The organism is Ancylobacter lacus, from assembly GCF_018390635.1.
In the GTDB taxonomy this organism is placed as follows: domain Bacteria; phylum Pseudomonadota; class Alphaproteobacteria; order Rhizobiales; family Xanthobacteraceae; genus Ancylobacter; species Ancylobacter lacus.
Genome location: NZ_JAHBGE010000023.1, coordinates 1 through 7,957, shown reverse-complemented (window position 1 = coordinate 7,957; position 7,957 = coordinate 1). Strand labels below are relative to the sequence as shown.

Sequence of the window (7,957 nt, the reverse complement as noted above, 5' to 3'; positions counted from 1 at the left end):
AGACTGCGCTTTCACGCCCAACCTATGAAGGTGCCGCCGGGACGACGCTTACGATCAAAACGCTGGAAACCGAAGAAGGCCGTGTCGAACTGCGCGCTGTCACCGGCCCGGACTACGGTCGCATATATGACTATGAACTGGTCGAAGCCGTCCAGCGGATCGCAGGCAACGGCACGGGCGATACGCGCTGGAAAGTGCCGGGCGTGCTCGACTGGTCGACGGGGATCTACAACCCGCGCGTCGACATCACCCGAGACACCACGACGCTTTATGCCAGCGACCGTGACGTGTTCCTGTTCCTCGTCGACGATCTGAACCCCATCGAGGCCGGCAAGCTGCCCGATGGCTCGCCCGACCTGTTCTTCCGCGGCTTCTATGCCTGGAACAGCGAGGTCGGCGCGAAAACGCTCGGCATGGCGAGCTTTTATCTGCGCGCAGTTTGCCAAAACAGGAATTTGTGGGGCGTTGAAGATTTTGAGGAAATCACCATCCGCCACAGCAAATATGCCGCCTCGCGTTTTGCCCATGAGGCGGCCCCGGCACTGCTCAACTTCGCCAATTCCTCGCCCACGCCCTTCATCAACGGCATCAAGGCGGCGCGCGAACGGATCGTCGCCCGCACCGACGAGGATCGCAGCGACTTCCTGCGCCGCCGCGGCTTCTCGAAGGCCGAGACCGGCAAGATCATCGAGGCGGTGCTGGCCGAGGAAGGTCGACCGCCGGAGTCGATCTTCGATTTCGTCCAGGGCATCACCGCCATCGCCCGCGACAAGCCACATCAGGATGCCCGTCTCGACATGGAGGCGAAGGCGAAGAAGCTGCTGGATCGCGCTGCATGATCTTCCGCAAAGCCGGAGATGCGGTTTCCCGTGTCTCCGGCTTGGCGCTTCTACGCCTTTCCGTTTTCCCAATTCCCTGGCGCTGCCTCTTCAGAGGAAGAGGGCGGCGCTTCGCTTCGTGACGGGTTGGAGGGCGAGAGAGAGGCTTTCGACCGCCCGTCGCGGAGTAAGATCCATGGCAACTGCCGTTCATAAGATCACCCTGTCGTCATCGCGCGACATCCCCTTCAACAAGCTGATGCTGAGCCAGTCCAATGTCCGCCGGATCAAGGCTGGCGTCTCGGTCGAGGATCTGGCCGAATCCATTGCCCGGCGTGGCCTCATCCAGTCGCTGCATGTGCGTGCCGTTCTCGATGCCGATGGCGTGGAGACCGGCATGTTCGAGGTGCCGGCCGGTGGTCGCCGCTACCGGGCGCTGGAACTGCTGGTGAAGCAGAAGCGGCTCAACAAGACCGCGCCGGTTCCTTGCGTCGTCAGCGCCGCGGCGAGCGGCATTCTGATGGAGGAAATCTCCTTCGCCGAGAATGACGAGCGGATTCCTCAACATCCGCTCGATCAATATCGCGCGTTCCAGGCGATGCGCGACAAGGGCATGAGCGAAGAGGCGATCGCCGCAGCCTTCCTGATCGACGTCAATATCGTCAAACAGCGCCTGCGGCTCGCATCCGTCTCGCCGGTGCTGCTGGAGGTGTTTGCCGAGGACGGCATGGAGCTGAAGCAGCTCATGGCCTTCACCGTCTCGCAGGACCACGCCCGCCAGGAACAGGTGTGGGAAGCGATCCGCAATAGCTGGCAGAAGGAGCCGTGGCAGATCAAGCGGATGCTCACTGAGACCACGGTGCGCGCTTCCGACATCCGCATGTCGCCATGACGGTGCTCTTGCACAAGCTGGTGTCCGACACCTTCCTGCATCGTCCGGCGACCGGCGCTTTGGAAGCCCATGTCCGGCAGATCCATTTCCCCGCGCAGGCCGACGATCTGAAGGATAGCGCCTCTGCCCGGTCCGTCACCGATCGGCATGAGCGTTGGGGCGATCATATCCCTGCCGACGATGAGGCGTTGTGGGACTGGCTGACCGCGCTCGACGATGACCACAGTATGGACCTGCTCGCCCATTGCGTCAAGCGCTCTCGCCCAAGGGCGCGATCGGGCTGATGCAGATCATGCCGGAAACCTGGGGCGATCTGCGCGTCCGGCATCGTCTCGGCAACGATCCTTACGATCCGCACGACAACATCATCGCCGGTGCGGCCTATATCCGTGAGCTGGTCGACCGCTACGGGTCGCCCGGCTGGATCGCCGCCTATAATGCTGGTCCCGGTCGCTATGAGGCGTCGCTGTCGGGCCATCCGCTGCCGGCTGAAACCCGCACCTATGTTGCCACCATCGCGCCGGTCATCGACGGTGCGGGCGATCCCGTCGCTACCGTCATCGCGGCGGCTGATCCTCTTTCCTGGACCCGCGCGCCGCTGTTCATCGCGCAACCCGATCGCCGTCCCGCTGCCGACCCTGCGTCCGTCGGGCGTTCGCCGGGTGATGCGGCATCGACGCCGATCGTGCGCGATGTGTCCGCCATCGTGCCGCAGTCGAGCGGCCTGTTCGTCGCGCGTGCCGACACGGGACGGCAGCCATGAGCGCGCGGGTTACTGATCGCACGATAGCGGGCGCTGGCGTGGACTGGAGGGTGCTGAGGGGGAGCACGGGCAACACGACCGAAGGAGGGCGAGATAAAAGGGCGCACATTGTGCTTCGGTCGGTCGGTTGTTTTTGTTCGGCTTTCTGGCGTCTCGCGCACCTTGCGCCCTTGGGCGGCAATGTGCGGCACGCCCTCATTCCTCTGTTTTTCTTTCTGTTTTCGCACATTGTGGAGCCGCGCCATGTCCGATGAGCGCGAGTTTCGCATCCGTCCGGGCCGCGTGCGCTCCTCCGGCGCGCAGCGCGTCCGACCCTTCGTCGCGCAGGCGCTCGCCGCCGCCCGCAAGGCCGGTGGCACCGTTTCCCGCTCGGGGCGGATCAGTCCCGGCAACCGCTCGCGTTTCGGGCGGGGCCGCACCGCCAGCATCCAGGCGAACCGGCTTTTGACCGGCCGCTCGCGCGTCGTCGTCATCAAGACCCGCGTGGTCCGTCACGGCCCGCGCGCCGCGCCATTGTCGGCGCATCTCAATTATCTGCGCCGCGAGGGCGTGACCCGCGCCGCGACCGAAGGGAGCAACAGCAAAGGCCATGAGAAGGCGCGGCTGTTCGGGCCGGAGGTGGAGACGGCGGATGTCGGGGCTTTCGCCGAGCGTTGCGCCGACGATCGGCACCATTTCCGCTTCATCGTCTCGCCGGAGGATGCGGCTGATCTCGCCGACCTCAAGGGGTTCGCTCGCGAGTTGATGGGGCAGATGGAGAAAGACCTCGGCACGAAGCTCGATTGGGTCGCTGTCGATCAGGCGATCATCGTGGCTCCAGCCTGATATGCCAGCGCGCGATAACGCGCGAATCCAGAGATCGAGACGTTTGATCCAGGCTGCTATACCGTCCGCCTGAACATAGGCGATCATCACCGCCTGTTCGTGCGCCGCTCCATGAAGCCCCGCCTTGAAACGCTGCACGCCACCGGTGCTGCCCTTCGCCACGCGCAGATATTCGCGCTTGTCCCGATCCTTACCCTTCGGGGTAGGGAGCCGCTTGCATTCAATCGGGAGCAGTGGATCGAAATCGTCATGCCTCCGACCTTCGATCCAAATGACTTCGCCCGCCGGTGCCGCAACGAGATCGATCCGACGCGACAGCTTCGTTTCATCCGGCTCCTCAATGCGGAACTGGAGCACGTCCCAGCCAGAGGATTTCCGGGCCACGCCATTCAGGTGGGCACAGAGCTGTGAGGTCAGTTGTGTCTCTGAATCCGCTGCTCGCCGGCCGGCACGATCGCGCCAGATGGGCAATTGTTCCAGGATGAAATCGATCAGTTGTTGGAGCCAAGCTTTCGGACGATGCAGGTCAGGCGAGAAGCCGCCACTTCGAACATCAACGCTGTCATCATCTGCCAGCATTCAGAACCCCTGCGCTCGGAGGTCGGCCAACACGTCGTCGCTGTCGCGGAGCGCCACTGAGCGCAGCCAGTAGCGAAGGCGGTCAGGCTTCAGCAGGAAGATGAAGTGCCCATCATATATTCTCGCTATGCGCGTGATTGAGACCGACTTGCCCTTTTGTTCGCGCAGAAGAGCGTCGATCTTGCCGTGCAGGGAATCTTCACCGTCCCAGTCAATTGCCCCGCTCCCGAATACGAAGGGATGGCAGACGATGCCGGGCCAGCGGCGTGGTGGCAGGCTCACCAGCGGCTTTTTCGGATAGACGGCTCCGACCTGCTTGCAGAACAGAGCCGAGAAATCTTCGAGCGCCGGTCCGGCGTCCTCACGCAGAAGGCGCGATTCACTGCCTTTGCGAATGAACTCACGATACAGGAAGACGATGTCCTCGGCGACGATCCGTTCATTGTCGCTGATGTCGAGATCGCCGTTCTCGGGGAAGGGCAAGGCTAGCACATCGGCTCCGGCGAGGTTCGTCGCCTTTTGGGTGAAGAGCTTGGTGCTAATCCCGGCAGCATAGGCGCGCAGTGGAACCGACTCCGCTTCCAGCCAGCGCGCGACGTCCTCCAGATCGTCGCGTCGGGCTTGCGCAAACCCGACGATCTGGTTCTTGAAGGTGAGATAATGTGCGGACCAGATCGCATGAGGCAAGTCCTCGTGCTCCCGGATCAGCAGCATAGGCGGCGTGAAAAGTTCTGCCGAACGAGGCCCCTCGATCGGCTTGTCTGGCACCACGGTTATCCGGTCTTTGTCGATGCCGTTCAATGTGAGGGCAGCCGAGGGCAAAAGTGGCTTGCCGATCAGATGATCTGCGGCTCGGGATACGCCTTTCTGGCCCTCGACGAACCCTTCGCGGACATGCCAGCCGCGCTCGTCCGCATACTGCTTGAGAGTGCGATATTTTTTGAGCCGTTTCACCAGGCCGTAGGCCCGGGCACCGCCAAGAAGGCCGGCGCGCCAAATGTCAGGGCCAGGTTCGGCTAGCACCTCGCTGCGCGGCAGCCAGTGCAGATCATAATAGTCGATGTCGAACCCCTGCTCGGCGTCCGCGCGCCCAGCACGACGAAACACCGCGTGCAGGATTCTGCGATCCTGTGGTGCCTCGTTTGCTTCTGCGACCACAGCGACGATCTTGGTGTCCGCGCCCCCCTTACTGAAGAGGCCACGGATCGACACGAAGTCGAGGACCTCGCGCACGTCCCAGCGTGTGAAGAAAGCCGTGCGCACGGGCGCGGCGCTGGCATTGTAGATCAGATTATACTGCTGAAGCATGGAGAGCACGCCGCCCGGAGCGAGCAGCTCCATAGCCTCCTGCAGGAATAGATAAGCAACCTGCTTGTCCGCTCCGGCACCGAGCGCTTCTGTGAAACGCGCGTAGCTACGCCGCGCGCCCTCGGTCTTGAGAGCCGATTCAAACGGCGGATTTCCAACGACCACACCGACCGGGCCATCGATACGTGCTTTCTCCCTCGCTTCGAAAAAGCAGGATTCGATCAGTGTACGGTCCGTGAGCTTGGGAAAAAGCTGGACGCTCGCCCGGATGTCTTCGGGCTCCAGCGCATCGCACAGCGCCAAGCAAAGGCTGAATGCCGCCAGTTCGATTGCGCCACCTTCGACATCGACCCCGCGAAGCCGTTCGATCAATGTGCGCAATACATCGACGCCGGGCTTGGCCCAGCCGTCTCGCCATGACGGTATCTGTCGCCACGCTCTCTATGGTGATGGCGGCACCCGCCCATGCCTCTGGTTCGTCCATGCCGTGGGAACAGCCGCTGCAACAGATCCTTCAGTCGATCGAAGGCCCGGTCGCCAAGATCATCGCAGTGATCGTCATCATCTCGACCGGCCTGGCCCTGGCCTTCGGCGACACGTCGGGCGGTTTCCGCCGCCTGATCCAGATCGTCTTCGGTCTGTCGATCGCCTTCGCCGCCAGCTCCTTCTTCCTGTCGTTCTTCTCGTTCGGCGGCGGGGCGCTGGTTTGATGGCGGGCGGCGTCGATCAGGGCGGTGAGGTTCCCGGTTACACCGTGCCGCTGCACCGGGCGCTGTCCGAGCCGATCCTGCTCGGCGGTGCCCCGCGCGCCATCGCGATCATCAACGGCACACTGGCCGGAGCCGTGGGCCTCGGCCTACGCCTCTGGCTTGTCGGCCTCGCCATCTGGGCGATCGGCCATGTCGCGGCGGTGTGGGCGGCCAAGCGCGATCCGCTGTTCGTCGAGGTCGGTCGCCGCCATCTGCGCATCCCTGCGCACCTTTCGGTCTGAGGGGAGGCGGCCATGATGAACCTCGTCGAATATCGCAACAAAAACGCCCGGCTCGCCGACTTCCTGCCCTGGGTAGCGCTGGTCGGCTCCGGCGTCGTCCTCAACAAGGATGGCAGCTTCCAGCGCACAGCACGGTTTCGCGGGCCGGACCTCGACAGCGCCGTGCCCGCCGAGCTGGTCGCCGTCGCCGGGCGGTTGAACAACGCTTTCCGCCGTCTCGGCTCCGGCTGGGCGATTTTCATCGATGCCGTTCGGCATGCGGCGCAGCATTATCCGGATAGCGTGTTCCCGGAATCGGCGTCGGCTCTGGTCGATGCCGAGCGCAAGGCCGACTTTGAAGAAGCCGGGGCGCATTTCGAGTCCAGCTACTTCCTGACCTTCACCTATCTGCCGCCGGCCGAAGACGCCGCCCGCGCCCAGACCTGGCTGTACGAGGGCCGCGAAAAGACCGGCATCGACCCCCATGAGGTAATGGCCGGCTTCACGGACCGCACCGACCGGTTACTGCATCTCATCGAAGCCTTCATGCCGGAATGCCGCTGGCTTGATGACGGCGAGACCCTGACCTATCTGCATTCTTGCGTCTCTACGCACCGCCATCGCGTCCGTGTTCCCGAGACGCCGATCTATCTGGACGCGCTGCTCGCCGATCAGCCGCTCACCGGCGGGCTGGAGCCGCGCCTCGGCAATCAGCACTTGCGTGTGCTCACCATCACCGGCTTTCCGACCGCGACGACGCCCGGCCTGCTCGACGAGCTGAACCGGCTGGCGTTCCCGTATCGCTGGTCCACCCGCGCCATCCTGCTCGACAAGACCGACGCCACCAAGCTGCTGACCAAAATCCGCCGCCAATGGTTCGCGAAGCGCAAATCGATCGCCGCGATCCTGAAGGAGGTGATGACCAACGAGGCGTCGGCGCTGGTCGATACGGACGCATCGAACAAGGCGGCGGATGCCGACCTCGCGCTCCAAGAACTCGGTGCCGATTACGCCGGTATCGCTTACGTGACCGCGACGGTAACGGTATGGGATGCCGATCCGCGTGCCGCCGACGAGAAGCTGCGCCTCGTCGAGAAGGTCATCCAGGGCCGCGACTTCACGGCGATGGCCGAGACGATCAACGCGGTGGACGCCTGGCTCGGCAGCCTGCCGGGCCACGTCTACGCCAACGTCCGGCAACCGCCGGTCTCCACGCTCAATCTCGCCCACATGATCCCGCTGTCGGCGGTGTGGGCGGGACCGGAACAGGACGAGCATTTCGCAGCGCCCCCACTGCTCTTCGGCAAGACCGAAGGCTCGACCCCGTTCCGGTTTTCCCTGCATGTCGGCGATGTCGGCCACACGCTGATCGTCGGCCCGACTGGCGCAGGCAAATCCGTGCTGCTGGCGCTGATGGCCTTGCAGTTCCGGCGTTACCGGCGCGCGCAGGTCTTCGCCTTCGATTTCGGCGGTTCGATCCGCGCGGCGGCGCTCGCCATGCGCGGAGACTGGCATGATTTGGGTGGCGGTCTGACGGACGGTGCGGAAACCTCTGTCTGGCTTCAGCCGCTTGCCCGCGTCGATGACGCGGCCGAACGCGCCTGGGCTGCCGGCTGGATCGGCGCGATCCTCGCCCGCGAAAGCGTCGCCATCACGCCCGAGGTGAAAGAACACATCTGGACAGCGCTGACCTCGCTAAGCACCGCGCCGGTCGAGGAACGCACCATCACCGGTTTCTGCGTTCTCTTGCTGCGGATTCCGACGTAACCGGCCACCTATTCCAATCATTATCCGGCCACCGT

5 protein-coding genes and 4 pseudogenes are annotated in these 7,957 nt (G+C 63.8%); 8 read left to right on the top strand and 1 reads right to left on the bottom strand.

What is annotated here, in order from left to right; translation table 11 throughout:
• The 5 genes and pseudogenes from KHC27_RS05335 to KHC27_RS21560 all read left to right on the top strand — a co-directional run.
• On the top strand, positions 1-839 hold an 839-nt coding region (locus KHC27_RS05335; protein ID WP_213335961.1), incomplete at its 5' end, for a DUF932 domain-containing protein.
• Between the two features lie 175 nt (positions 840-1,014).
• Positions 1,015-1,961 (top strand): annotated as a pseudogene (locus tag KHC27_RS05330) (ParB/RepB/Spo0J family partition protein); the annotation flags it as partial.
• Positions 1,961-2,473 (top strand): annotated as a pseudogene (locus KHC27_RS05325) (lytic transglycosylase domain-containing protein); the annotation flags it as partial. The pseudogenes KHC27_RS05330 and KHC27_RS05325, both read left to right, overlap by 1 nt.
• A gap of 243 nt (positions 2,474-2,716) precedes the next feature.
• A pseudogene (locus tag KHC27_RS21565) lies at positions 2,717-3,271 on the top strand (type VI secretion protein); the annotation flags it as partial.
• A 138-nt stretch (positions 3,272-3,409) separates the two neighbouring features.
• Positions 3,410-3,709: a hypothetical protein gene (locus KHC27_RS21560; RefSeq protein ID WP_246519672.1), complete on the top strand. Its 300-nt coding sequence runs from the start codon at positions 3,410-3,412 to the stop codon at positions 3,707-3,709.
• Positions 3,710-3,877: 168 nt separating this feature from the next.
• Here KHC27_RS21560 and KHC27_RS05315 read toward each other — a convergent pair whose 3' ends face one another.
• Entirely contained in the window at positions 3,878-5,557 is a 1,680-nt protein-coding gene (locus KHC27_RS05315) for an Eco57I restriction-modification methylase domain-containing protein (RefSeq protein WP_213335955.1), read from the bottom strand.
• A 44-nt stretch (positions 5,558-5,601) separates the two neighbouring features.
• Here KHC27_RS05315 and KHC27_RS05310 point away from each other — a divergent pair, with 44 nt between their 5' ends.
• From KHC27_RS05310 to trbE, 3 genes and pseudogenes are all read left to right on the top strand, one after another.
• Positions 5,602-5,895: a TrbC/VirB2 family type IV secretion system protein gene (locus tag KHC27_RS05310; RefSeq protein ID WP_246519671.1), complete on the top strand. Its 294-nt coding sequence runs from the start codon at positions 5,602-5,604 to the stop codon at positions 5,893-5,895.
• Positions 5,895-6,176: a VirB3 family type IV secretion system protein gene (locus tag KHC27_RS05305; protein ID WP_213335950.1), complete on the top strand. Its 282-nt coding sequence runs from the start codon at positions 5,895-5,897 to the stop codon at positions 6,174-6,176. The genes KHC27_RS05310 and KHC27_RS05305 overlap by 1 nt, the downstream gene beginning before the upstream one ends.
• A gap of 12 nt (positions 6,177-6,188) precedes the next feature.
• Positions 6,189-7,904: pseudogene (gene trbE / locus KHC27_RS05300) on the top strand (conjugal transfer protein TrbE); the annotation flags it as partial.
• Between the last annotated feature and the right edge of the window lie 53 nt (positions 7,905-7,957).

Excerpts from the sequence above, each read along its gene's own strand:
- KHC27_RS21560 (WP_246519672.1), top strand. The coding sequence starts at position 3,410 with ATGAAGCCCCGCCTTGAAACGCTGCACGCCACCGGTGCTGCCCTTCGC.
- KHC27_RS05310 (WP_246519671.1), top strand. The coding sequence starts at position 5,602 with ATGACGGTATCTGTCGCCACGCTCTCTATGGTGATGGCGGCACCCGCC.
- KHC27_RS05305 (WP_213335950.1), top strand. The coding sequence starts at position 5,895 with ATGGCGGGCGGCGTCGATCAGGGCGGTGAGGTTCCCGGTTACACCGTG.